Origin of the sequence: Bacillus sp. FSL W7-1346 (assembly GCF_038593335.1) — a bacterium.
In the GTDB taxonomy this organism is placed as follows: Bacteria; Bacillota; Bacilli; order Bacillales; family Bacillaceae; genus Bacillus; species Bacillus altitudinis.
The window spans coordinates 1,618,582-1,642,774 of the sequence record NZ_CP151988.1 but is presented as its reverse complement, the minus strand read 5'-3'; the positions used below and the strand labels follow the sequence as shown (position 1 = coordinate 1,642,774).

Here is a 24,193-nt window from a genome sequence, read left to right as displayed (position 1 = left end):
AGGATGACCTATTCAATTGTCCTTTCGTGTTGAAGAAACGCATATCCATCATCAGCCACGAGCTCAATTTCTGCCTTAAAATAAAGACAGAAAATGAATGTTTTTGAACACCTCCTATTTGGGATAATTTAAAAGATATTACTATACATTAGTTTAACTATCAAAATTTTACATGTCAATTTATAAAAAAGAAAAAAGATGGCAAAATACCGTCTTTTTTCTATGTTTAAACCGTTTTCAATTGTTCACTTTCATCCTTTTCATCTGGCTGGATGAAAAAGAGGACCAAAAATAATGAAATGAGACTACATATGGTCGATAGAATAAAAACGATGGAGTCTCCTTTATCCATCAGAAATGCGTAAATTGGAGGTCCTAAAGCAACACCGATAAACCGCATGCTGCTATAAAATGACGTAATGGTTCCGCACTGCTCTTTTTCAATACCTTCTGTTATCAACGCATCAAGTGCTGGAAGCACAATGCCAATCCCTACGCCTCCAATACTTAAGCAGACAAACAACACGTAAAAACTGTGATTCCACCATAAAAATATATACGAAAGTGATAAAAGAGCCATACCTACGATGAGAAATATCCTCATTTTCCCCTTTTCTTTTCCGATTGTTTTCCCCGCAATGTACGAGCTGATTGATAAGAAAAGGAGCGGGATGCTTAGCAGTAAGCCTTTTTTGACACCCGTTATTTGATACGCCGCTTCTAGGTTATCTGACAAATAAAAGAGCACGCCAAAAAGAAGAAACATAATAAAACCGCCAATAGTAAAAATGGCATAAAGCCAGCGTCCTTCATGCTTAAAAATCGTCTTTGTTGATTTTAAAAACTCTTTAAATGTAGGCGGATCTTCCTCTTTCTTTGCGGATTCAACCATAAACAGTACCATCACAAAGCTGATGATTGAAAAGAATGGAATGAACCAAAACGGTACAAACCAAAACCAAGAAGCGAGCAGTGCCCCAATAATAGGACTTAGTACCTTTCCGGCTGTATTAGAAGTTTCAATGGCTCCAAGTCCCGCACTTACCTCTTCATCATCATGAAACAAGTCGCCAATAAACGGCATAACGACAGGTGCTGCCCCAGCTGAACCAACACCTTGAAGGACCCTGCCAAATAAAATCCACATATAGGGTTCTTTCATGATGGTTGAGGCAACAGCTGCCACAGCTCCTCCAAGTCCTGCGATTAAAAGGCACGGCAAAAGCACCTTTTTTCGCCCAATTCGGTCAGATAAATAACCGGCAATCGGAATACACAAAATCGCCACAACGGAGTATACCGTAATAATGAGTGACACTTGAAAGGAAGTGATTGAGAGTTTCTTTTCGATCTCTGGTAATACGGGGATTAGCATCGAGTTCCCAAGTGTCATGATTAGAGGCACTGATGATAATGCAATAATATTCTTTTTACTGACTGTTTTCTCGCCCAACATCATTCACCCAATTCTATATACTGTTACATATTAGTGTGGCATGTTTCACGGGTTTTATGTATGGGCAAACAAAAAGCAACCGCCTATGGAAGCGACTGCTTTGTTAAAATCGTTTACGTATGACATGGAAGCTGAATTTATCCGCTCGAAAATAATTGAGCGAGTATAAGACCGGCTGATCATCTTGATCATAGTGCATTTGTTTCAGTAATAGTAAGGCTGTTTCTGGGTCACATTCTAGTATCGGTGAAACCTGATCGTGATAACCAATCGGTTCGATGTCTGCCACTGCATATTTAATTCCGCTGTGCGGTTCTCTGCCAAACAGCTCAAAAAGCGATTCTTCCTCATGAGTAAAAGAAGCGGGAAGATGTTTGACCGGAATTTTATCTAAACAATAGACGACTGGCTGTCCATCTGCTGTTCGAACGCGTTCCATTGAAAAAACCTTCTCGGATTCATCACACTGAAAACGAATGACATCATTCTCTGTCGGCTCCCCTTCTTGTGAGGACAAAAAGATGGTACCTGGCGTCATATTGACCTGTTCAATCATTTTTGTGACACTTGTCAGCTGTTCAATGCCAGTAGAAAAAAGCGGTCTTGAGTTGACGAAAGTTCCCACACCATGCCTTCTAATTAAATACTTCTCTTCTTCTAATATACGAAGGGCTTCACGAAGGGTCGCTCTGCTCACGCCTAAAATCTTTGAGAGCTCAAACTCAGAAGGGAGCTTTTCCTTTTCGGCATATACACCTGTTTGAATATCTTCTTTAATACGGTCAATCACTTTCAAATATAAATGGCGATTGTCTGTTTTGGTCGACATGTTTTCCCTCCGTCTAATCAATGCAAATGATAAGATGAGAAATCTCTATTCCGAGATAAGATGAACATAACTATATCATGTTTTTGCAAATAAATAAATAGTCTGACTTCCAGTTAACATAATCAATATATCGTTAACTTCATGTTAGGAAAGCTCTCTTCGAATTATGAAGAGAGCTCGTCATGTTGTTCTTTTGAGAGGAGGACTTCTCTCGGTTTACTGCCTTCATATGGTCCGACAACCCCGCGCTCTTCCATTGCGTCAATAAGACGTGCAGCACGGGTATAACCGATGCGGAACCTCCTTTGCAGCATAGAAACAGAGGCCGTCTGCATGCCAATGATCAGTTCAACTGCTTCATCATATAAGTCGTCGTCCACAGCCCCAAGCTGATCTTGCGTTTCTTCACTTGGGATCATTTCTTCTTGATATTGTGCTTTTTGCTGCGTGATGACATGATCAACGACATGTTCCACTTCTTCATCTGATAAAAAGGCGCCTTGTACACGAACTGGTTTGTTCGCACCGACCGGTAAAAACAACATATCCCCTCTGCCCAGCAATTTTTCTGCGCCTCCCATATCAAGAATGGTCCTTGAATCGGTTTGTGACGATACGCTAAATGCAATACGGGATGGAATATTGGCTTTAATGACACCAGTAATGACATCAACCGAAGGTCTCTGTGTGGCGATAATTAAATGAATCCCTGCAGCACGTGCCATTTGAGAAAGCCTTGTAATGGAATCTTCTACATCAGAAGAAGCAACCATCATTAAATCAGCAAGCTCGTCTACAATGACGACAATATAAGGGAGTTCTGGCTGCTTCGCTTCTTCTGATTGATTCATTCGTTTAATGTAATCATTGTACCCTTCAATATTTCTTGTGCCCGTATGCGAAAACAATTCATAACGGCGCTCCATTTCACTAACCACTTTTTTAAGTGCCTGTGAGGCTTTCTTAGGATCAGTCACAACTGGAGCCAACAGATGCGGGATGCCGTTATAAACATTTAATTCAACCATTTTCGGGTCAATCATCATCATCTTTACTTCATGAGGTTTTGCTCTCATGAGAATGCTTGTGATAATGCCATTGATACATACGCTCTTTCCGCTTCCTGTCGAGCCAGCCACAAGTAAATGCGGCATTTTGTTCATTTCAGCCAGCACAGCTTCACCAGAAATATTTCGGCCCAGTCCGATGAGTAGCTTGGCATTTGGGCGGTCATTTTGTTTCGATTCTAAAACCTCTTTTAAAGAAACCATCGCAATTTCTGCGTTGGGCACTTCAATTCCGATGGCGGATTTACCAGGAATCGGCGCTTCAATTCGAATGTCTTTTGCAGCTAATGCAAGGGCTAAATCATCACTCAAGTTGACGATCTTACTTACCTTCACGCCGACATCAGGGTATACTTCATATTTTGTGACGGCCGGCCCTAAATGAACTTGTGTCACTTTTGCTTTTACACCAAAGCTTTGGAAGGTCTTTTCAAGCTTTCTTGCATTTTCATAAATATTCTTCTTATCTGTTTGCTGACCTGAATGCTGCGGCTCAGCTAAAATATCAAGCGATGGCAGCTCATAATCCTTATTTTCAAGCTCCGTAAACGTCATAGGCGGAGCTTCTTTTGGTTCATCTCCTGTATCATGAGACGGAGCGCCTTGTACCGTTTCTTGAAGAGGATCTGGCTCATTGACCGGCTGATCTTTTTGAACTTGCGGTGTGAGCATGTCATCTCGATCAGCAAAACTTGAGATAATCGGCTGACGATTGTCAGAAGCCTGCTCTTCTTCCTCGATCAAGATATGATCATGATCTTCTTCGGCCTCTTCTTGCAAGCGTGAACGCTTTTTCTTTTCACTTGTTTTCTGCGCAGGTGCATTCTTTTTCGCCTGCCTTATGCCTTTCATATCTTCAATAAATGCTTTCCACTGCTTCACCAAAAATTGTGATACAGGCAGCGTTACTTTTTTGACCATTTCTTGCAGTGACCGGTTTGTGATCAGCACAATGCCGATCAGCATTAGCACAATGGCCATGATTTGCGACCCTGCTTGTGCAAACAAGAAATAGGAGGCCGCAAATAATACAGCACCGATCATACCGCCTCCTAAATCGGGCGAGCCTGTCTCACCTTTCATATCCATTAAGAATAACTCAAACGTATTTCTGATTACACTTTGAGAACCTATCACGCCTGCAGCTGAAAGATGCTGAAAAAGCTTCACATGGGACAAAAGCAAGATACTCGCAATGATGCAGTATAAACCTGCTTTTCTTCTTGTCAGTAAATCAGGAATTTGTTTTTTCCAAAAGATCGTCACACCAAAAAGAAATAATCCGATAAGGCAGAGAATAAACCATTCACCTGCAAAGAATCGGAATAGATGTACAAAGGTTTGTCCAACTACACCTAGCTGTAAAATGGCAATGATCGCTATGGCAATACAGACTAACCCATTTAGTTCGTATTTCAGTTTTAGCTGTTTATTTTGTTTTTTTCTTGTTTTACGTTTTCTCTTTTTCGCCATACTCATCACCTTACTACAAAAGAAAATATAACCTACGAAAAGATCAGAAAGAAAGCAGCCTGGTTTTGGCTGCATCTTGTTGTAAGTTTTCCCTTTATTATAGCATAGAATCATTCATATGAGTCGGTTTGATTGGTGCCTAAATGTAACTTCAATCGCTTACCTGGTGCAAGCTCTTGATTCAAAAAGTCCATTGGATTGGTACTCATTACTTGAACGATTTCCGCTTCATCTTCTTTCATTTCAACCATCACTGGCACGCCCTGAATGTATACCTGCTGGAGTTTGCGCTCTCCTTGTTCCTCAGCGTAAATGGCTTCATAAGGCATAGTTGTATATAAAATCATTGGATCAGCCCCTCGTTTTGTGCAGCCCGTTCGCCAATAAGCTCGTTCAGCTTTTTAATCGCTTGTCCAACGCCGCCGACTTCATGCATCAGTCCGTATTCAGCCGCCTCATGACCAACGACATTTGTCCCGATGTCTCTTGTTAAATTGCCTTTAGAGAACATAAGCTCTTTAAATTTCTCTTCTGTAATGTTTGAGTGACTCGTGACAAAATTAATGACTCTTTCCTGCATTTTATCTAAGTATTCAAAGGTTTGCGGAACACCAATGACTAGACCGGTTAAGCGTACAGGGTGAATGGTCATCGTTGCTGTTTCGGCAATGTATGAATAATCACACGATACGGCGATTGGGACCCCAATAGAGTGGCCGCCGCCAAGCACAATGGATACAGTCGGTTTGGATAAAGAAGCGAGCATTTCCGCAATGGCTAGTCCTGCTTCTACATCGCCGCCGACTGTATTTAAAATGATTAGAAGTCCTTCAATTTTTGGGTTTTGTTCAACTGCTACGATTTGTGGAATGACATGTTCGTATTTGGTTGTTTTATTTTGTGGCGGCAGCTGCATGTGCCCTTCAATTTGTCCAATAATAGTCAGGCAATGTATGTTTGTATCTTGTGACAACTGCGGGACGGCTGTTTCACCAAGCTGTTGTATTTTGCTCATAATGCTATCTTTTTCTTCTGGTTTTCGCTCAGGCTGCTGTTCATTCTGTTCGTCCATTTGTCTCCATCCTTTCCTAAAAACTCTCCTCCTATTATGAACAAGATCGTCACATTCCATCCGCATTCATCATGTCACATCAAAAAAGCCCAAAGAGCTTGTGCTCCTTGGGCTTAGCGTGTAGACAAACCCTCGCATTCGTTGTCAGTCCTGCGCTTCGGTACTCACGAATGTCAAATTCGCTCCGCTCCGGTGCTCGTCCTTCCTAGACTGCAAAGGTTTTCTATCACGCTAAAAAGAAGACAAAGTGCTAAAATAAAGTTCATTTTAGCACTTTGTCAACAATCTAAAGCCCAAAGAGCTTGTGCTCTTTGGGCTTTTCTCATCACACTTCCATAATAATTGGAATGATCATTGGCTTACGTTTTGTTTTTTCATATAGGAATTGATTTAGTACATCGCGCATGGATTGTTTCAGTGTTGACCATTCAACAATTGAGTTTTCCGTTTGCTCTTTCACAATCCCTTTGACCATTTCTGTTGCTTTCACAATCAGCTCTTCGGATTCTCTTACATAAACAAATCCTCTTGTGATGATCTCAGGTCCAGAAATTAATTGTTTCTTTTGTTTATCGAGCGTAATGACCACAATTAAGATGCCATCTTGAGACAATAGGCGTCTATCACGTAAGACAATATTCCCAATATCACCAACACCAAGACCATCGATCAAAATGTTCCCTTGATGTACTTTTTCACCGATTTTGACGTTTTGACCTCTAAATTCCACAACATCCCCTTTATCAATTAAGAAAATGTCGCTTCGTTTCATGCCCACTTCTTCAGCAATACGAGAATGTGCTTTTTGCATGCGATATTCGCCGTTTACTGGAATTAAATACTTTGGCTTCAGTAAGTTCAGCATAAGCTTTAACTCTTCTTGACAGCCATGTCCAGATACATGCACACGTTTTTGAGCAAAAATCACTTGTGCTCCGCTTCTTGTAAGGAAATCCACCGTTTTTGAATAGGTAAGTTCTTGTCCTGGAAGAGGTGTAGACGCAATCACAACCGTGTCATCTTTTTCAATATGAAGCTGTTTGTGATTTTGTTTCGCCATTTTTGTTAAAGCAGCGAGAGGCTCGCCGTGGCTTCCTGCTGTGAGAATGACCACACTGTTTTTCGCCATTTTTTTCACTTCTTGGACTGGAACAAATAATTCTTCGTCCGCTGTCACATAACCAAGTTTGATCGCAAGCTGAAGAGTTGTCATCATATTTTTTCCTGCTACTGCAAGCTTACGGCCATTTTGGTTTGTGGCATTAATGATTTGCTGTACACGATTAATATTTGATGAAGATACAGCCACAATCACACGGTTTTCAGCATTGTACATCGCATTTGAGATTTCGTCTTGGACGAGCGCCTCAGAAGGTGTATAGCCTGGTTTTTCCGCATTTGCACTGTCTGAAAGAAGTGCTAAAACGCCATTGTTTCCAATTTTCGCAATCTCTCCGATGTCACAGGCTTGGTTAAGCGCTGGGGTTTGATCAAATTTAAAATCACCTGTGCATACGATTGAACCAAGAGATGTTTTGAAGCTGATTCCGACTGAATCAGGAATACTGTGATTCGTTCTAAAGAATGATACCTTTGTTGTTTCAAATGTAATGACTGACTTTGCATGAACCTCTCGCAAATCAGCTTTTTGATTGAAGCCGTATTGCTTTAACTTTTCTCGAAGTAACGCAAGGGTCAGCTTCGTGCCGTAAACTGGTACAGACAATTTGCTTAAGCAATGGAATACGCCTCCGATTGCTTCATCATGTCCGTGGGTAAGAAAAATTGCTTTCACCCGATCAGCTCGTTCTGTTAAATAAGAGATATCAGGAATGACCACGTCAATGCCTAGCATTTCGTTTTCTGGATGCATGAGTCCTGCATCTACAACATATATGTCGGAATCAATCTCAATGACATATAAGTTTTTCCCGATTTCTCCAACGCCTCCCAGTGCAATAATTCTTACGTTCTCTGTATTTTTCTTTTTCAAAATTCTTATCCTCCTAGTCTCAAGCCCGTCCATCATCGCTTAATGCTATTATAACTGAATCTAATTTTAGAAAACAAGATGAAGTCACATTTTAAGAAAGTGTTTATGTATAAAAAACGGTCATACTCAGGGACATCTGAGAATGACCGCTTACGAATTTTTTTGTTTTGATCAGCTGTTTAATACGCTGCTTAAATTCAGTCTTTCTTCTTCTGATAAAGGTAAAAGCGGGAGTCGAACGGATCCGACATCTAATCCTTTCAGCTGAAGAGCTGTTTTGACAGGCGTTGGATTTGGCGCTGAGAACAGCTGGTTCATGATCGGCACCAGCTTTTGATGAATCAATGCCGCATTCGCTGTTTGTCCTGAAGCGTAGCTTTTTAACATTTGTTGCATATCAAGGCCTACGATATGAGAAGCCACAGAGACAACTCCTCTTGCACCAATCGCAACCGCAGGAAGCGTTAGGCTGTCGTCACCAGAGTAAACGTCAAAATCTTCTGGTGTCTCTGCAATGATTTTTGTCATGGCATCTAGATCACCGCTTGCTTCTTTGATTGCGACAATGTTCGGTATTTGCGCAAGCTTAATCGTTGTTTCTGGTGCTAATGAAGCAACTGTTCTTCCTGGTACATTGTAAAGCATGACAGGAAGAGATGTAGACTCGGCAATTGCTTTAAAGTGTGCATACATGCCTTCCTGTGATGGCTTGTTGTAGTAAGGTACGACAAGCATCACTGCATCAACGCCCGCTTCTTCTGCTTTTTTCGTTAGTTTAATAGACGCATTTGTGTTATTACTGCCTGTTCCTGCAATGATTTTACAACGACCATTTGCTAATTTCACCGATTGCTGAAAAAGAGCGACTTTTTCTTCAGTCGATAAAGTTGGCGATTCGCCTGTTGTCCCTGCAACGACTAAAGAGTCACTGCCATTTTTTAACAAGTAATCAATGAGAATTGATAGCTTTTGGAAATCAATGTTGCCCTTTTTATCAAAAGGTGTAATCATAGCTGTTGCGATATTTCCGAAATTCATTTTTTTCACCTCATCATGATTCAATCACATTTATCTTGAAAGTTCAAACACTTCATGAAGGGCATTGACAGCCGCTCTCATGTTTTCTTCGTTCACTAACACCCAAATCGTCGTATGACTGTCAGCGGACTGTAAGATCGGAATATTTTGCTCAGATAGTGCAGATACAATTTTAGATGTGACACCTGGTACACCCATAATGCCTGCTCCAACAGCTGATACCTTTGCACAGTTTGTCGTGACAATCGGCGTATAGCCCAGATCTTTTAGGATCGCCGTTGCTTTTTCAGTCATTGCACCTGTCACCGTATAGACGATTTCGCTCGGTGTAATGTTGAAGAAATCGACACTGATTTGGGCATTTGCCATTGCTTTAAAGACTTCTGTTTGTACGCTGTACTGTCCCTCTTTAGCTGGGACTTTGATTTGTGTGACATCATTGACATGTGCAATACCCGTAATCAGGCGGTCGTACACATCATGACTCATTTTATCTGAGTAGTGTGATGTCACGAGTGTGCCCTCATCATCAGAGTATGTTGAACGGACCCTCATTGGTACTTTTGCTTGCATGGCAATTTCAACAGCTCTAGGGTGAATGACTTTTGCCCCTTGGTATGCGAGGTTACAAATTTCTGTGTATGTCACGACTCTCAGTGGTTTTGCATTTTCTACGATACGAGGATCTGCTGTCATGACCCCTTCTACATCTGTAAAAATATCGATGAAATCTGCCTGCAATGCAGCGCCTAACGCAGCAGCTGACGTATCACTGCCGCCTCGTCCGATTGTTGTCACGTCTCCATTTTTTGCAGCGCCTTGGAATCCAGCAACGACAACCACGTCATGCTCTGAAAGTGCCGCCTCAAGACGTTCACACTTCATGTCAATAATTTTCGCATTTGTATGTTCTTTATCTGTCACAAAGCCTGCCTGTGATCCAGTCATCGCTACAGCCTTTAGCCCGTTTTCATTCAGCATACTTGAAAAAACAACAGCTGAAATATTTTCTCCGCAAGACACGAGTAAATCTTTTTCTCGGTTTGTCATATGCTGCGCATTGCCGTAAAGCAGACCAAGCAGCGTATCTGTCGCATAAGGATCGCCTTTTCGTCCCATCGCAGACACGACAACGACCGATTTATAGCCTTTCTCTTTTGCAGATAAGATATGTGCAAGTGCCCTTTTTCTCCCTTGATCATCTTTGACAGATGTACCGCCAAATTTTTGGACAATTATTTTCACTGTTTTCACTCCAAGTTCATTCTGACGTAACAGAAGAGAGTAGGCGAAAGATGCCTAACTCTCTTCTATTCGTCCTCATCATCCATTGAATGTTAAACTAATTTTAATGCTCGTAAGCTTTCTGCAATTTGAACGGAGTTCCATGCAGCGCCTTTTAGCAGGTTATCAGATACAATCCACATATGGAAGCCATTTGGACGATCCAAATCCTTCCGAATGCGGCCGACAAATACGTCGTTTTTACCAACAGCATCTGCAGGCATTGGATAAATTTGCTGAGACGGATCATCTTGTAATGTGATGCCTGGTGCATCTTTTAGGATGGACTTGATGTCATCAACCGTTGCGTCATTTGATTCCAGTTCAACGTAAACCGATTCTGAATGACCCGTTTCAATTGGCAGTCTCACACATGTTGCCGCTACTTGCAGCTCTGGCAAGTGCATGATTTTTTTCGTTTCATTGATCATTTTCATTTCTTCAAATGTATAGCCATTGTCTTGGAATTTATCAATTTGCGGAATCGCATTAAAGGCAATTTGATAAGGCATGACTTCTGGTTTCACATCTTCTTTATTTAGAATGGCTTGCGACTGGCTGTACAGTTCGTCAATGGCTTCATGTCCTGCACCTGATACTGCTTGGTAAGTAGACACAATGACTTTTTTCATGCCATACGCTTGACGAAGCGGTTCTAGCGCCGCCACCATTTGAATCGTTGAACAGTTAGGGTTTGCAATGATCCCTTGATGGTCATGCAAATCTTTTTCGTTTACCTCTGGTACGACAAGAGGGGTATTTTCGTCCATACGAAAAGCACTTGTATTATCGACAACAATTGCACCTCGTTTGACCGCTTCAGGAGCTAGCGCTTTGGAAACATTTCCTCCCGCACTGAATAGTGCAATATTGACCCCTTCAAAGCTTTCAGGTGTTGCTTCTTGAACGGTATACTCTTGACCTCTGAATGTCACTTTTGTTCCAGCAGAACGTTTTGAGGATAGTAGAGTAAGTGTATCCATTTCAAAATCTCTGTCAGCTAGTGTTTTTAACATTTGTTGACCGACAGCTCCAGTCGCTCCAACTACAGCTACATGCAATCCTCTTCCCATCAGTAAAACTCCTTCCGACCCATCCATGATTCTTTTCTTTCGGATGGCCATCCTATGACTTTTTACATTTTATTTTACCATAGAAAAGCAAGGCTTGAAGTACCTTTTTTGAATCTTTCATGATTTTCTAGTGAATCTATTATTCGTTTGATCCAATTAAAATGGGCTGAATTTGTCTATGCTCGAGCGCCTCTTCTACTGTTTTCGTCAGTAGATCCATATGCGCTACCATGGAAGTCGGTTTTTTGAATGGATCATCTTGGCCGAATGGAATAAAGAAAATGTTCTTTGTCGACATGAGTCTCATGAGATTTGTACCATTTAAACCTAATGCATCATTGGTGGAAATGCCTAAAACGACAGGGCGATGATTACGAATGGTCGCCTTAGCAGCCATTAAGACTGGACTGTCTGTCAGTGCATTTGCAAATTTCGCCATTGAATTGCCTGTTAAAGGCGCAATGACCATACAATCAAGTGGAAGTTTAGGTCCGAGTGGCTCTGCTTTGACGATTGAGTCAATCGCTTGAAATCCTGTCAGCTTCTCAATCCGCTCAATCCAGTCCGCTCCTTCTCCGAATCTCGTATTTGTATTTTGCACCGTATACGACACGACAGGACGCACTTCTGCCCCTTCTTTCACGAGTGATTCGATTTGCGGAAAAACGGCTTCGTACGTGCAGTGAGAACCTGTTAAACCAAAGCCGATTCTTTTCCCTTTTAGTGTAGTCATGATTTCATCCCCCTTTTTTCCTCCGCAAGTTCACATAAGAGCCCAGAAAGCACTTTTGCAATGATCTGCCCGGCTGTCTTTGGTGCCACAATCCCTGGAAGTCCTGGTGCAAGAAGTGCCTTCACTCCATGCTTTTGTGCAAAGTCAAAGTCTGTTCCACCTGGGCGGGAGGCGATATCCAAAATGAGTGTCTTTGGTGTCATGCTGACGATGACAGATGAATCTAATACTAAGCTTGGAATCGTATTGATGATGATGTCGACATCCGTTACTTCATCTTTTAAACGGTCCATTGAAAATGGATCAAGTCCCATCTCAAAGGCTCGCGCTAAATGGGCTGTATCCGCAGCACCAACTTTCACTTCCGCACCTAGCGCCCGAAATGTGCGGGCAATGGTGAGCCCTGTTCGACCAAGTCCGAGAACAGCGACATGTGACCCATGAATCGTATAGTCCGTTTGCTGAATAGCCATCATGATAATCCCTTCAACTGTTGGAATAGAGTTATATATGGCAATATCATCTCGCTCAAACAGCTTCACAAGCTTCCGGTTCACCTGCTTTGCCATATTGTCTAAGTACATATTAGAAATACCTGAGTACAAGGTACAATGTGCAGGGGTTCTTTCTAAATATTTAGCTTCTAGCACGACCTTCTCATTTGAAAAAACGGTGGCAACGACCCCTTCGTCTGTAGCACCTGATACCGGAAGGATCATACTGTCTACCTGCTCAAATGGAAGCTCTGACATTTTCAGCTTTTCAGCACCAATAAATCCATGATCCAGCTGATCAAAACCGACCAAAAACACTTTGGCATGCTGCTGTGACAGCTTGCGAATGATTTCAAGCTGCCTAGCATCTCCCCCGATCACCGCAACCGTTAAACCGCTCAACATACTGACCGTTCACCTTCTTTATTTAAAAAAGTCTGTAATATTTTCCGAATCTCCCTTTCAGCATATGAGGAGAGGATTCAGCCTGTGAACAAATCGGGGAGAGAAAAGAAAAAGAGCACCCTTTTATGATGGGTGCTCTTTTTCTCCGTGCGGCTGAAGTTCTTCAGGCACATCGAGAATGATCATATCTGATCCTATTTTTTGAATGTGATTCCACGGAACGCGGATGTCATTTCCTTGTTTTCGAAAGCCAAACCATTTGACGGAAGGTATGATGAGTGCTGTAATTTGACCGTCCTGTTCATTTATTTCAAGGTCGGTTTGTCCAAGCACGCCAAGCCGCTCCGCTCTTTTAATATCGACGATCTCTTTTCCTGACAGCTCACTCAGCCTCAAAATCGCATCACTCCCCTTCCATATCATATATGCAGCACAGAGGGTGAATAGACCGTCCCGTTCTACACGCACGAATCAAGCCAATCTGTATACCAAACTGGCGTCAGTTGAGTAAAACGCTTATGGTCTGTCAGCATTCTCTCCACTCGATTCACCATGTCTTTTACATGCCCCGGGTCATAGGATAACGTCCAAACAATAGAAGAAAAACAGCTCATGGCTGTATAGATGGAAAAAAGAAGCCAAAAATCATGTGTTGTCTGCGTACTTAAATAGGCATCCAATTGCCCGGCTGAAAATGGAATGCTGCTTTCTCGACTGAATAAAGACAGTTTATAAAAGTCATGAATCGGATCACCCCAGTCGGATTGATCAAAGTCGATCACACCCGCATATTGATGACGTTGTATGATGATATTCCCTACATGAAAATCATCGTGCTGGAACTGGTTTGGTCTCTCTTTAACTACATCAGCATGTGACTGAATAAAATCTAATACGAATTGATCATGGGAAAAGGCAACTCCACTTGATTGATAGGCATATACATACCGTTCATGTTTCGCTAATACCTTCTTATCCCAAGGGGCTGCATAAAAAGGGGCATCGCATGTATGCATGATACTCAAGTCTCTGCCTGCCCGCCTTCCGATTTCATACTGCTCTTCTTCTGTGAGCAGATGAATGGATGCTCTAGCAATCTCTCCTTCGATAAATGGAAAAATACGAAAGGTACAGTTTTGTTCAGCACTCACTCCGACCTCCATCACTTCAGAACAAATAACGCCTCGATTTTTTAACTTCTGCTGAATGGACGCTTTCTTTTTCAAACTGGAATATTTCTGAATGTCTGATAGCTTGAGTACTAGCTTTTCACTAGGCGTTATGACCAAAAAGGTGCGGTCTCCCGAAAATCCAGATGTCATCGGCTGGAAAGAGATGGCTTGTTTAAGAAGCGGAGATAGCTGTTTCAGTTTTTCGTGTTTCATGAACGCAGGGCCCCTTTCTTCTTGGTATACAATAAACGGCAGACCTCTTGAGAAGTCTGCCGTGTTGTTTACATTATGATGGCTGATCACCCGTCGGACTAATAAGCGAGAGGGCATAATCTTCTGTAAAGATTCTTTTCGATAAATTGTTCACGCCGTCTAATGAGACGCGATTGATTTCATCAATAATTTCATCAAGCGTACGATGTTTGCCAAGGAGTAATTCATTTTTACCATTTCGGCTCATCTTGCTGTTTGTGCTTTCAAGACTAAGCATGAGGTTGCCTTTCATTTGCTCCTTAGAGTTTTCAAGTTCTTTCTGCGTAATTCCCTCACGTTTTAAGACGTCTAATGTTTGTAAGATGGTTTCAGATAGCAGATTCAGCTGTTTCGCTCCAGTTCCACCATAGATCGTCAGCATTCCGTTATCTGCAAATGAACTATGATAGCTGAATACAGAATACGCAAGTCCTTTATCTTCTCTTACGTCTTGGAACAACCGGCTGCTCATGCTACCGCCTAGAACATTATTTAAGACGATTAAGTCATAGATGCCCTGATCTCCAGCAGGAAGTCCGTTAAAGCCCATGCAAAGATGCGCCTGCTCTGTTTCCTTTTTGCGTGTCAGTTTGTCATAGTGGAATTGCGGGGCTTCGACAGGCTGCTTTTTCCCCTTTCCTTCATACGAGCCAAATAATGTTTCGACCTCACGAATGAAGGTGTCATCGACGTTCCCTGCTACAGAGATGACGACGCGATCCGGCGTATAGAATTCGTCCATATATTTTCTAAGGGAATCACCGTTAAAAGTAGAGAGTGTTTCCTCTGTCCCTAAAATCGGATAACCTAATGAATGATCACCGTAAATAGCTTTGCTTAACAAATCATGAACGATGTCATCAGGAGTATCTTCATACATTTTAATTTCTTCATAGACCACATTTTTTTCTTTCTTCAGCTCTTCTTCGTCAAAAGCAGAGTTGAAAAACATGTCACTCAATACATCGAGGGCATAGCCAGCATGTGAATCAAGTACCTTTGCATAATAGCAAGTATATTCTTTTGACGTAAAGGCATTCACTTGACCACCAATGCGGTCAAAGGATTCTGCGATATCACGTGCAGATCTCGTCCTTGTTCCTTTAAAGAACATATGCTCTAAAAAGTGTGAGATCCCATTTACTTCTGGTGTCTCATGTCTAGAACCTGTTCCAATCCAGACGCCAATTGCGACAGACCTTACAGTGGGATTGTTTTCAAGTACAATTCTTACTCCGTTTTGGCATGTATACGTTTTGACCAAGTTTTGCTCCTCCTATTCAACAAACAGATCGCATCACGGATGTCTTTTTTCACTTAGAAGGTCAGAAACCGTTCCTAATTCATATCCTCTTTCTTTGATTTGAGTGATAAGTGCGTCAAGACTTCTCGCTGTTGCGTCTGTTGGATGCATTAATATCATCGCCCCATTGTGAATTTTCCCAAGCACTCGTTTTTGTAATACAGCTGGTGATGGTTTTTGCCAGTCGATCGTGTCTACTGTCCACATAATGGTTTCCATTCCTTCTTGTTTCGCAAGCTTTACTGTTTCTTCTTTAAAGCTGCCGCTTGGAGGCGCAAACCATATCGGTTTTTTCCCAAGGGATTCTTCAATTTGGCGATTTGTTTTAATCATCTGCTCTAATGCTCGTTCTCTTGTCAGTGTGCGCATATCCGGGTGATTGTATGAATGATTTCCAATTTCATGACCATCTGCCACGATTTTTTTAGCAAGGTCTGGACTGTTTTTCACCCATTTGCCTTCTAAGAAAAAGGTTGCCTTCACTTGATGCTTTTCTAGTGTATTCAACATCTTTGTTAAATGCTCGTCGCCCCAAGCTACATTGATCAGGAATGCATTCATCTTTTTGTCTGGATGTCCCTTATAGATAGGTTCAGCACCAAGTTCATGTAAATGGACAGATGGTTTTGTTTCTTTAAAAACAAGCAGCTTTTCATCGAAAGAGCCCTGTTTTTTCATTTTTTCGTAAGAAGCATCGATATCGACTGTCTGTCCATTTAAACCAGGCATCTTTTTCCACACTTTATCAATCTTAGCATTTTGCGGCTTCTCTTCATAGTCAGAAGACTTCGATTCGATCTCTTGATACAGAATATCTTTTGAAACAGATGCTACCTCGGCGTGCTCTTTCATTGAATTCATATATGTAACAGCAGCCGGCTGCTTCATCGTTTGATATGACACGAGCAGTAAAAATACAAACACAAAGAATGGTATCGTTTTTTTCAATGGTTGTCCCTCCCCTTTACCACAAATTATGATGGGGAGAAACAAGCTAGAACTATTGTTACACGCAAGAAAAGAAAGAAGCCTGGCACGGATACCTGGCTTCTAACACATTTTATTTGTTCTCATTAAGACTGCTTTTCTTCTTTTTCCTTTTCTTCACGTAAAACAGCTTTACGAGAAAGGTTTACACGGCCTTGTTTATCGATCTCAGTGACTTTGACGAGTAGTTCGTCACCAATCTTCACGACATCTTCTACTTTGCCAACACGTTCAAGTGCAAGCTCAGAAATATGAACAAGTCCATCTTTGCCGCTGAAGATTTCAAGGAAGGCACCGAATTTTTCAATTCGTTTCACTTTACCTAAGTAAAGTTGGCCAACTTCAACTTCTCTGACAAGATCTTCAATGATTTTCTTCGCTTTTTGGTTCATGTCTTCTTCAGTAGAAGAGATAAAGATTGTACCGTCTTGTTCAATATCAATTTTCACACCGGTATCTTCAATGATTTTATTGATTTGTTTACCGCTTGGTCCAATGACATCGCGAATTTTATCTGGATTGATTGTCATCGTTAAGATTTTTGGTGCATAACGTGACAATTCTCCTCTAGAAGCTGGAATCGTTGACAGCATGCTATCTAAAATTTCCATTCTTCCTTTTTTCGCTTGTTGAAGTGCTTCTTCTAAAATGTCTTTTGATAGACCATCGATTTTAATGTCCATTTGAAGCGCTGTTACACCTTTAGATGTACCTGCTACTTTAAAGTCCATATCTCCAAGTGCATCTTCCATTCCTTGAATGTCTGTCAGCACTGTGTAGTATTCACCAGATTTAACAAGTCCCATTGCAATCCCTGCAACTGGTGCTTTAATTGGAACACCTGCATCCATCATCGCAAGTGTGCTCGCACAAATACTTGCTTGTGAAGTAGAACCGTTTGATTCTAACACCTCAGACACAAGGCGAACCGTATAAGGGAAATCTTTTTCAGATGGAATGACTGGCTCTAATGCACGTTCGCCTAGCGCACCATGTCCAATCTCACGACGGCCTGGACCACGCATTGGGCCGGTCTCACCAACACTGAATTGTGGGAAGTTATAATGGTGCATGAATCGCTTAGACTCTTCAACACCAAGACCATCAAGAATCTGTACATCACCAAGTGCACCTAATGTACAAATACTGAGTGCCTGTGTTTGGCCTCTTGTAAACAATCCTGAACCGTGCGTTCTTGGAAGAAGTCCTACTTCTGAAGAAAGTGGACGGATTTGATCAACGCCGCGTCCATCTGGACGTACCTTCTCTTCAGTAATAAGGCGGCGAACTTCGTTTTTCACAAGCTTGTTTAAGACATCCTTCGCTTGTTTAATCGTTGCTTCGTCACGCTCTTCTTCTTCAAATTTTTGAACGACAGCTTTTTTCACAGCACTGATGGCATCTTCACGAGCATGCTTCTCATGTACTTGAATCGCTTTCAGTAGATCCGCTTCAGCAAGTTGTTTTACTTCCTCTGCTAATGCTTGATCGACTTCATATAAAGGAATATCGATTTTTTCTTTACCGACAGCTTTTACAATTTCTTCTTGGAATTCGATTAAGCGTTTGATCTCTTGATGGCCGTACATGATGGCTTCAAGCATTGTTTCTTCTGGTACTTCATCAGCACCAGCTTCTACCATGTTGATTGCATCTTTTGTTCCAGCTACAACAAGGTTGATATCGCTTTGTTCAAGCTGCTCAACATTTGGGTTGATGATGAGCTTTCCATCTACTCGTCCTACTGTCACGCCAGCGATTGGTCCCTCAAATGGAATGTCAGACACACATAAAGCTAAAGATGAGCCAAACATTGCAGCCATTTCAGATGAACAATCTTGATCCACACTCATGACAATACTAATGACTTGTACTTCATTTCTAAATCCGTCTGCAAATAGTGGACGGATCGGTCTGTCAATTAAGCGGCTCGCAAGGATTGCTTTTTCACTTGGGCGGCCTTCTCTTTTAATGAAACCACCAGGAATTTTACCAACTGCATATAATCTTTCTTCGTAGTTTACAGTGAGCGGGAAAAAATCAAGTGGTTTTGGTTCTTTAGAAGCTGTTGCTGAGCTAAGCACAGCCGTATCTCCGTAGCGTACGAGAACCGCTCCGTTTGCTTGCTTTGCAAGCTGGCCAGTTTCAACTGTCAGTTGACGTCCAGCCCAGTCTATGGTGAAGACTTGTTTCTCTTGTCCCATTCTGAGATAAACTCCTCTCTTGTCGTAAAGTTTTTAGGTTATTTCTTATTATGAACAAAATGATTTTCACATATCAATGTGAAAGCTGTATGTAGAAGGGTTTTTGCCATTCTTTCAACATTTTAACCATAAAATATTAGTGATTATACGATAAAAAAGCGGGAATCCTCCCGCTTTTTACGATTATCGACGTAAGCCTAGTTTGTTAATTAACTCACGGTAACGAGTTACGTCTTTATTACGTAGATACGTAAGAAGATTACGACGTCTACCTACCATTTTCAAAAGACCGCGACGTGAGTGGTGATCTTTCTTATGAGTACGTAAATGCTCGTTCAAGTTGTTAATTGATTCTGTTAGGACAGCGATCTGAACTTCTGGAGATCCAGTATCAGATTCGTGTGTTTTGAACTCATTAATTAATTGAGTTTTACGCTCTTGAGTAATAGCCATCCTGTTTCACCTCCAAATCATGTTAGCCCCATCTACCTCGCAACCGTCGGTGAAGTCGGCCTGCCAAGTAAGTGGTTTTAAAGCTACAGGAATTATCATACTAAAAATATGCCGATTTTGCAAATGATAGAGCGGTTTTTCTGTGATTTTTTTGTTTAATGAAGATGATTTTGAAAAAACTGAATCGCTTCTTCTTTATCTTGACTAATTTGAGCCGTTAATTCTTGGATACCGTTAAATTTTTGTTCACTGCGAATCCGTTTGTACCACTGTAATTTAATCGGTTCACCATAAATTTCTTCGTTAAAATCAAAAAGGTTCACTTCAATCGCAGGCTGATCAGGACGTTTTTCATAAAATGTTGGTTTGTAGCCAACGTTACAAACACCGTCATACACCTTGCCTTTCACTTCCGCTCTCACTGCATATACGCCTGTTGGCGGGATGATGTATTCAGCAGATAAACCAACATTGGCGGTTGGAAAGCCAATCGTGCGTCCTCGTTTATCTCCATGAATCACAATGCCGCGCAGCTGATACGGTTTCCCTAAAAGCTCACTCACATATTCAACGTCTCCATTTTTCAATGCGGAACGTATAAGGGTCGAGCTGACTTTCCGGTCTTTGTTGGAAAGCTTAGGTACAATGGTCGCAGCAATCCGCCCTTTCCCGTATTCGTCAAACGTTTCCATTGTGCCTGCGCCAAACCGGCCGAATGTAAAATCGAAACCAGCGACTGCATGCTTCACATTCAGTTCGTCCAAATATTGATCGACAAACTCTTGAGGAGACAGTGCTGCAAAGCTTTCGCTGAATTGCACAATGTATAAGTAGTCAGCACCTAATTGTTCGATAAAATCAATCTTATCCTCAAGCGGTGTGATTAAGTCTTTTGGTTCACGTGCTTTTTGCAGAACATGTGATGGATGAGGATGAAAAGTCATGACAGCTAGAGCTAAACCCTCTTTTTCCGCAATGTTTTTCGCTGCATCAATCACTTTTTGGTGTCCGAGGTGAACACCGTCAAAATACCCTAAAGCCATCACAGACGGGACTTGATCCTTTTGATTCAATGTATGTGGGTGTGAAATATGTATAGTCTTCACGAGATGGTCACCTTTTCTTTAAGATTGCTTGTCCTGTGATAAAATCTTCGCCGGCTTCATCAGGTTCTGTTTGGTCGGGTGCTTCATATAAATCGCCATACAACGGCCTGAAGGAGCAAAGACAGCGACACGATCTTCCTCTGCAAAATGAGCAAATTCATCAGGCATAGGTAGGACTGCACCGTTTTCCACTTTACTTGCTAATGTATCATTTATCTCCCATTTCGGCAAATGATTGAGCGCACGCTCGATCGGCACAAGATGTTCCTCAACCGTTCCTTTCTCGCTGATCTCCCGCAACTCATCAAGAGTGATACATTCATCTAACGTAAAGTCACCAGATCCTATGCGAATGAGGTGAGACATGTGGGCTGGAAACCCAAGTTTTTTTCCGATATCGACGGCTAACGTTCTCACATATGTGCCTTTTGAACACAGTACGGTGAATCTAAATGATACTTTACCATTTTCAAATGTGACAGGTGTTGTCCGCTCGATGCGATGAATGGTAATTTCACGGCTTGGACGTTCAATTTCAATGCCTTGCCTCGCATATTCATAGAGCTTTTTTCCGCCAATTTTCACAGCAGAAAACATCGGAGGGATCTGTTCAATGGTTCCTTCAAATTGTTTCAACGCAGCATCAATGTCATCTTCTGACATCGGTACCGGCACCTTTTTTTCTTCTACTACTTCACCTGTTTGGTCTTCTGTCGTTGTAGAAAATCCAATGGTGATTTCCGCATCATACGTTTTCGATTTATCTGTTAAGTACTCCACAATTTTTGTCGCTCGCCCAATACAAATAGGCAGAACACCTGAAACCTCTGGATCGAGTGTCCCTGTATGTCCCACTTTTTTTGTGTGTAAAATCTTTCTCACTTTAAACACACAGTCGTGAGAGGTCATGCCTCTTTCTTTATGTAATAAAAGAACACCGTTTTGCACCTGCGTTCTCTCCTTTCATAAACGATGAAAAAGGACAGACGATCATCGCCTATCCTTATTTCAACGTCTTATTCGTGATCTTTTGTGTTTAGTTCAGCAATCAGGCTTTCAATTCGGTTACCGTAGTCTACAGACTCATCGAATTCAAAGTGAAGCTCTGGTGTTTTGCGAAGTCTGATTCGATTGCCAATTTCAGAGCGGATATACCCTTTCGCCTTTGCAAGGCCTTTTAAGGTTTCCTCTCTTTTCTTCTCGTCGCCAAGAACAGAAATATAGACTTTAGCAATTTGCAAATCACCGGATACTTCAACATCCGTTACAGTCAAAAAGCCGATTCTTGGATCTTTTAGCTTTCTGCCAAGGATGTCGCCTAATTCTTTTTTCATTTGCTCACCCACACGGGTTGCTCTCATACTCATGATCTTATCACCTCTAATTAAAACCACTCAGTTTTCGTGATCGTTCGTTCAATTTCCGGAAAAGAATCAATAAAGCTTAACACACGCTGAAGTTCCTTTTCCACTTGAACCCGGGAGGAGGAAATGACGGCGATTCCGATCGAAGTACGCTGCCATGTATCCTGATAGTCCATTTCAGCAATGGTCACATTGAATTTATGGCGCGTTCTTGTCATGATACGCTGCAGAACCGCACGTTTTTCCTTCAGTGAGGATGCATCATAGATCATACACTCACACTCGGTATAACCGATCATTTTCTTTCGATTTCTTGCATAACGAATGATTCCATGACATCACCTTCACGGATATCATTGTATTTCTTAATGGTAATACCACATTCATAGCCTTGTGAAACTTCTTTCACATCGTCTTTGAATCGTTTTAATACGTCGACTTCACCTTCAAAGATGACGACGCCATCACGAATTAAGCGGATACCACTGTCTCTAGTAATGGTACCTTCAGTGACATAGCCACCAGCAATTGTACCGATTTTTGATACTTTGAACGTTTGACGAACTTCAACTTGACCGATGACTTTTTCTTCATATTCAGGGTCAAGCATTCCTTTCATCGCAGCTTCAATTTCATCGATGACTTTGTAGATGATGCGGTGTAAGCGGATATCTACGTTTTCTGTTTCAGCTGTGCTCTTCGCATTGCCATCAGGACGTACGTTAAATCCGATCACAATCGCATTAGAAGCACTTGCTAAAATGATATCAGATTCTGTAATCGCTCCAACACCCGTATGGATGATTTTCACTTTCACGCCTTCTACTTCAATTTTTTGAAGAGCTGCCGTCAGTGCTTCAGCAGAACCTTGTACGTCTGCTTTTACGATTAAGTTGATATCTTTCACATCACCTTGTTTGATTTGCTCAAATAGGTCATCGAGAGATAATTTCGCTTTGTCTGAACGCTGTTCATCAAGTTGTTTAGACGCACGCGCCTCACCGACTTGACGAGCTGTTTTTTCATCTTTGAATACGAGGAACTGATCCCCTGCATGCGGTACATCATTTAAACCAGTGATTTCAACAGGTGTAGATGGTCCTGCTGTTTTCACGCGGCGTCCGATGTCATTGACCATTGCACGTACACGGCCAAATGTATTTCCGACAACGATTGGGTCACCTACTTGAAGTGTACCAGTTTGAACGAGAAGGGTTGCAACAGAACCTCTTCCTTTATCAAGCTCAGCCTCGATCACAGTTCCTTTTGCCGCACGATTTGGGTTGGCTTTTAGTTCTGCTACTTCGCTGACAAGAAGGATCATCTCGATCAATTCGTCAATGCCTTCACCTGTTTTTGCAGATAAAGGAACGAAAATGGTTTCGCCGCCCCAAGCCTCAGGTACAAGACCATGCTCAGTTAATTCCTGCATCACGCGGTCAGGGTTCGCTGTTGGTTTGTCAATTTTATTGACAGCCACAATGATTGGCACCTCTGCCGCTTTTGCGTGGTTGATCGCTTCAATCGTTTGCGGCATGACACCGTCATCTGCTGCAACGACCAAGATCGTCGTATCTGTTACTTCAGCACCGCGTGCTCGCATCGTGGTGAAAGCTGCGTGTCCTGGTGTATCAAGGAACGTGATTTTCTTACCGTTTTCTTCAATTTGGTATGCACCAATATGCTGCGTAATTCCACCCGCTTCGCCTTCAACAACTTTCGTTTTACGAATGCTGTCAAGAAGCGTTGTTTTCCCGTGGTCAACGTGTCCCATGATCGTTACGACTGGAGGGCGTACTTGCATATCTTCTTCTTTATCTTCAACTTCATACTTTTCAAGTTCAGTTTCTTCTAAAATGATGACTTCTTCTACTGGAACACCATATTCAGAAGCAATTAATTCGACTGTATCTTTATCGAGCTCTTGGTTGATCGTAGCCATGACACCAAGCATCATCAGTTTTTTGATGATTTCAGCAGTTTCTTTGCCGAGCTCGTCAGCAAGCTGGCCGACTGTCATTGAATTTGTAAATTCAATTTTTTCAGGAAGCTCTTTTTTCGGCTTCACAGGTCTTGCTTGCTGATGCTGCGCCTTGTTGTTGCCGCCGCGTTTATTTTTGTTTTTGTTTTGGTTGTTGTTTTTTTTGTTTTTATTAAATTGATTATTCTGCACGTCATTCTTCTTTCTATCATTGTTTTTGTTAGATGATTGTTTTTTTTGTTCTGCGGGTTTCTCGTTAGCTGTCTCTTTTGCTTTGGCTTTTTTATAGATAGCGTCTAGCTTTTTCACAGTGTCGTCTTCAAGCGTCGCCATGTGGTTGTTCACTTCCACGTTCATATCCTTAAGCGCTGCTATAATATCTTTACTTGAAACATCTATGGCTTTTGCGTATTCATATACTCTCACTTTAGCCATTCGTTCACCCCCAAATAAA

The 24,193-nt window shown here is 41.8% G+C and carries 22 protein-coding genes; all 22 read right to left on the bottom strand.

Translation table 11 applies throughout. The annotated features are described in order from the left end of the window. Positions 1-226: 226 nt before the first annotated feature. The gene (locus NST09_RS08335) at positions 227-1,459 is read right to left on the bottom strand and encodes an MFS transporter (protein WP_342493502.1); all 1,233 of its coding nucleotides are present in this window, start codon (positions 1,457-1,459) and stop codon (positions 227-229) included. A 100-nt stretch (positions 1,460-1,559) separates the two neighbouring features. Next, a complete protein-coding gene (locus NST09_RS08330; protein ID WP_057079526.1) occupies positions 1,560-2,285 on the bottom strand; it encodes a GntR family transcriptional regulator in 726 nt (241 codons plus the stop codon). A 164-nt stretch (positions 2,286-2,449) separates the two neighbouring features. Continuing rightward, the gene (locus NST09_RS08325) at positions 2,450-4,825 is read right to left on the bottom strand and encodes a DNA translocase FtsK (RefSeq protein WP_076821700.1); all 2,376 of its coding nucleotides are present in this window, start codon (positions 4,823-4,825) and stop codon (positions 2,450-2,452) included. 110 nt (positions 4,826-4,935) lie between these two features. Next, on the bottom strand, positions 4,936-5,172 hold the full coding sequence (locus NST09_RS08320) for a YlzJ-like family protein (protein WP_041090415.1): 237 nt from the start codon (positions 5,170-5,172) through the stop codon (positions 4,936-4,938). Further along, entirely contained in the window at positions 5,169-5,897 is a 729-nt protein-coding gene (locus tag NST09_RS08315) for a ClpP family protease (RefSeq protein WP_008344713.1), read from the bottom strand. Before NST09_RS08315 ends, NST09_RS08320 begins: the two co-directional genes overlap by 4 nt. 325 nt (positions 5,898-6,222) lie before the next feature. Further along, on the bottom strand, positions 6,223-7,890 hold the full coding sequence (gene rnjB, locus NST09_RS08310; protein WP_008344715.1) for a ribonuclease J2: 1,668 nt from the start codon (positions 7,888-7,890) through the stop codon (positions 6,223-6,225). Positions 7,891-8,061: 171 nt separating this feature from the next. Continuing rightward, positions 8,062-8,928: a 4-hydroxy-tetrahydrodipicolinate synthase gene (gene dapA, locus NST09_RS08305; RefSeq protein WP_019744174.1), complete on the bottom strand. Its 867-nt coding sequence runs from the start codon at positions 8,926-8,928 to the stop codon at positions 8,062-8,064. A gap of 30 nt (positions 8,929-8,958) precedes the next feature. After that, on the bottom strand, positions 8,959-10,173 hold the full coding sequence (gene dapG, locus NST09_RS08300; RefSeq protein ID WP_019744173.1) for an aspartate kinase: 1,215 nt from the start codon (positions 10,171-10,173) through the stop codon (positions 8,959-8,961). 92 nt (positions 10,174-10,265) lie between these two features. Then, on the bottom strand, positions 10,266-11,285 hold the full coding sequence (gene asd, locus NST09_RS08295; protein WP_019744172.1) for an aspartate-semialdehyde dehydrogenase: 1,020 nt from the start codon (positions 11,283-11,285) through the stop codon (positions 10,266-10,268). Positions 11,286-11,424: 139 nt separating this feature from the next. Next, the gene (gene dpaB, locus NST09_RS08290; protein WP_017367267.1) at positions 11,425-12,018 is read right to left on the bottom strand and encodes a dipicolinate synthase subunit B; all 594 of its coding nucleotides are present in this window, start codon (positions 12,016-12,018) and stop codon (positions 11,425-11,427) included. Further along, a complete protein-coding gene (gene dpaA, locus NST09_RS08285; RefSeq protein WP_007499517.1) occupies positions 12,015-12,917 on the bottom strand; it encodes a dipicolinic acid synthetase subunit A in 903 nt (300 codons plus the stop codon). Before dpaA ends, dpaB begins: the two co-directional genes overlap by 4 nt. Before the next feature lie 123 nt (positions 12,918-13,040). Further along, the gene (locus NST09_RS08280; RefSeq protein WP_008344726.1) at positions 13,041-13,313 is read right to left on the bottom strand and encodes a YlmC/YmxH family sporulation protein; all 273 of its coding nucleotides are present in this window, start codon (positions 13,311-13,313) and stop codon (positions 13,041-13,043) included. A 62-nt stretch (positions 13,314-13,375) separates the two neighbouring features. Further along, on the bottom strand, positions 13,376-14,302 hold the full coding sequence (locus NST09_RS08275) for an aminoglycoside phosphotransferase family protein (protein WP_025207347.1): 927 nt from the start codon (positions 14,300-14,302) through the stop codon (positions 13,376-13,378). Positions 14,303-14,375: 73 nt separating this feature from the next. Beyond that, positions 14,376-15,605 carry a pitrilysin family protein gene (locus NST09_RS08270; RefSeq protein ID WP_017359067.1) on the bottom strand — a complete coding sequence of 410 codons (1,230 nt, stop codon included), beginning with the start codon at positions 15,603-15,605 and terminating at the stop codon, positions 14,376-14,378. Positions 15,606-15,638: 33 nt separating this feature from the next. Then, positions 15,639-16,532 carry a polysaccharide deacetylase family protein gene (locus NST09_RS08265; protein ID WP_223255630.1) on the bottom strand — a complete coding sequence of 298 codons (894 nt, stop codon included), beginning with the start codon at positions 16,530-16,532 and terminating at the stop codon, positions 15,639-15,641. A 185-nt stretch (positions 16,533-16,717) separates the two neighbouring features. Beyond that, a complete protein-coding gene (gene pnp / locus NST09_RS08260; protein ID WP_007499522.1) occupies positions 16,718-18,835 on the bottom strand; it encodes a polyribonucleotide nucleotidyltransferase in 2,118 nt (705 codons plus the stop codon). A gap of 183 nt (positions 18,836-19,018) precedes the next feature. After that, entirely contained in the window at positions 19,019-19,288 is a 270-nt protein-coding gene (gene rpsO, locus NST09_RS08255; RefSeq protein ID WP_008354438.1) for a 30S ribosomal protein S15, read from the bottom strand. A gap of 155 nt (positions 19,289-19,443) precedes the next feature. After that, a complete protein-coding gene (gene ribF / locus NST09_RS08250) occupies positions 19,444-20,394 on the bottom strand; it encodes a bifunctional riboflavin kinase/FAD synthetase (RefSeq protein ID WP_342493501.1) in 951 nt (316 codons plus the stop codon). Between the two features lie 18 nt (positions 20,395-20,412). Beyond that, entirely contained in the window at positions 20,413-21,342 is a 930-nt protein-coding gene (gene truB / locus NST09_RS08245) for a tRNA pseudouridine(55) synthase TruB (protein ID WP_008344736.1), read from the bottom strand. Between the two features lie 68 nt (positions 21,343-21,410). Beyond that, positions 21,411-21,761: a 30S ribosome-binding factor RbfA gene (rbfA, locus tag NST09_RS08240; RefSeq protein ID WP_007499525.1), complete on the bottom strand. Its 351-nt coding sequence runs from the start codon at positions 21,759-21,761 to the stop codon at positions 21,411-21,413. A 17-nt stretch (positions 21,762-21,778) separates the two neighbouring features. Continuing rightward, positions 21,779-22,057, bottom strand: coding sequence for a DUF503 domain-containing protein (locus tag NST09_RS08235; RefSeq protein ID WP_017359071.1), 279 nt, complete (start codon positions 22,055-22,057; stop codon positions 21,779-21,781). Next, complete coding sequence (gene infB, locus NST09_RS08230) at positions 22,054-24,174, bottom strand: translation initiation factor IF-2 (RefSeq protein WP_007499526.1); 2,121 nt, start codon at positions 24,172-24,174, stop codon at positions 22,054-22,056. The genes NST09_RS08235 and infB overlap by 4 nt, the downstream gene beginning before the upstream one ends. Between the last annotated feature and the right edge of the window lie 19 nt (positions 24,175-24,193).